The sequence below is a fragment of the Kitasatospora sp. NPDC088346 genome (assembly GCF_044740765.1).
GTDB lineage: Bacteria > Actinomycetota > Actinomycetes > Streptomycetales > Streptomycetaceae > Kitasatospora.
The window spans coordinates 1-2,171 of sequence record NZ_JBIURH010000160.1; the positions used below are offsets into that span (position 1 = coordinate 1).

The window sequence follows — 2,171 nt, forward strand, 5'->3', positions numbered from 1 at the left end:
GCGCAAGCGCGTGCTCCTCGCCGCGTGACCGGCACCCGCTCCCGGCCCGCTCGGTGACGATCAGTCATATCAGCACGGAAAGTGATCCAGAACCAGTTTTCACCCGACGCCGACACGGACCCGGCACAACGAGCCGGGGACCTGCATGGCGCGCAGGCCGTCTCGCCACCTGGCCCTGGAACCGGATCCGCCGTACCGCCCGGAACTGGCGCGTCACGTTCTCGGCCCCTGGAGCTGACGGAACCGGCCTTCTGCTGCCCTCGGCCCGCCTGTCCCAAGGCGAGCCGGGGGCAGCGTCGTGCCGCGGCCTTGCCGGGCGAGGGTCGGTGACCGCGCGGGCGAAGAGGACTTCGTTCTCGCGGGCATCGTCGCCTGGCTGAGCGGTCGACCTCCTCGCGGGGGCGGAGAGTATCCCGGAAGGAGCGAGTCACGAGCAGCTGTACGCCGGTCTACCCCCGCGTGATGTGGAGAAGACATCGGCCACGCGATCCGCATCGCCCTCCGCGCGGGCGGAGAGGCCGACGGGCGACGGGCGAGCGCGGGCCTGGTCGATTCCCGGTCTGCCCGGACCGGCCGACACGGTGCCTGCGGCGACCAGGGGGTTCGATGCAGGGAAGACCGTCTGTGCCCACCAAAGAGGCCAGGCCGGGGGCCACCCCCGACCTGGGCTTCGGTGTCTGCGGTGTGCTGCCGTCAGTGGCGGGTGGTCATCGAGATCCGGGCGAGGACGGCGGTCGCCTGCGCCGGGTTGGCGTGGAGCCAGGCGGTCAGGTGCTCGCGGACGGCTTCGGCGACGCAGGCGCGGACGGGGCCGTTGCCCAGTCGGTCGCGGGTGGCCCCCTCGAACTCGGGGTAATCGAGCTTCACCGACACGACCGCCGTGAGGCCCGCGCCGAGCTGAGTGGGGATGAAGTCGAGGTCGGACGGGGTGAGCAGCTGCTGTTCCCGGGCGTAGGCGTTGACCGCGGCCGCCAGGCCGTCGCGGAAGCCGAGCTCGTGCGTGCCGCCGCCGGTGGTCGGCCGGCTGTTGGCGTAGCTCGCGACCCGCTCCTCGCCGGAGGCGCACCAGCGGAGAGCCACCTCGACGGTTCCCTCCATCTCGGCGTACTCGCGTTCGAAGGCGATCACGTCCGGGTGGAGGGAGGAGCTCTGCTCCGCGCTGTGGTCGCTCGGTCCGCCCGGGAAGCGGAAGCGGACGGCCTGGGGCGCCGCGGGGTCGCGGTCATCGGTCAGGGTGATGTCCAACTCCCGGTTCAGGAAGGCCAGTTCCCTGAAGCGCTCGGCCAGCGCGTGGAAGGAGAACTCCAGTGTCTCGAAGATCTCGGCATCGGGCCGGAAGGTGATCGCGGTCCCGCTGCCGTCGGCCGGTCCGGTGCGGGTGGGCGCCGCGACGGCTACGCCTCGCTCGTACTCCAGCACCCAGCGGGCGCCGTCGCGTCGTACCTCGGCGGTCAGACGGCCCGACAGCGCGTTGACGACGGCCAGTCCCACGCCGAAGTAGCCGGCGTACAGGAAGCGCCGGTCGGCGGGCTGCGCCCCGCAGCAGAGCACGGTCAACCGGGTCTCCAGCGCAGGGCCGTCGCTGTGGCCGGCGTGCTCGACCGGGAGGCCCGTGCCGTCGTCGGCGACGCGGACGCCGCCGTCGGCGGTGAGGATGATCTCGACACGGCTGGCGGTGCCGCCGAGGACCTCGTCCAGCGCCCGCTCGGCGACCTCGAACACCAGGTGGCGAAGGCCGCGTTCACCGACCGATCCGATGTACATCCCGGGCCGCTTCCGAACCGCCTCCAAGCCCTCCAGAACCACGATCGCGCTGGCGTCGTACGCCTTGGATTCCTCGCTCATGATGCCCCCTCCGAGGGTGTCCGACAAAGCTCCCCCAGCCTAGGAGATTTCCGAGAAAACACCAGGTCAGAGCCGGTTTGGCGAGGCCACTGACGGGCTCCTGAGGGGCAATCGGGAGCGCCCGGCCAGCGAGGGGTGCGCACTGCCGCCGCAATGCCGCCGCGGCCCTCCGAGGGCCGCCTGCGGCACTGTTTCGGGCGTGTCGGCGACGGTTGAACCGTGACCCACTCTGGCCGGTTGAGTTCTGACCCTCGCGTCGCTGGTTGATCTTGGTTAGTCGTTGTCAGTGGTCGAGGTGGGGATGCGGCCGAGTTCGCGGCCCTTCA

The 2,171-nt window shown here is 71.3% G+C and carries 1 protein-coding gene; it reads right to left on the bottom strand.

The features are described from left to right. Positions 1–693: 693 nt before the first annotated feature. Positions 694–1,845, bottom strand: coding sequence for an ATP-binding protein (locus ACIOFR_RS42130; RefSeq protein WP_401006120.1), 1,152 nt, complete (start codon positions 1,843–1,845; stop codon positions 694–696). Positions 1,846–2,171: the final 326 nt, after the last annotated feature.

Coding starts and splice junctions, on each gene's coding strand:
- ACIOFR_RS42130 (WP_401006120.1), bottom strand. CDS start 1,845: ATGAGCGAGGAATCCAAGGCGTACGACGCCAGCGCGATCGTGGTTCTG.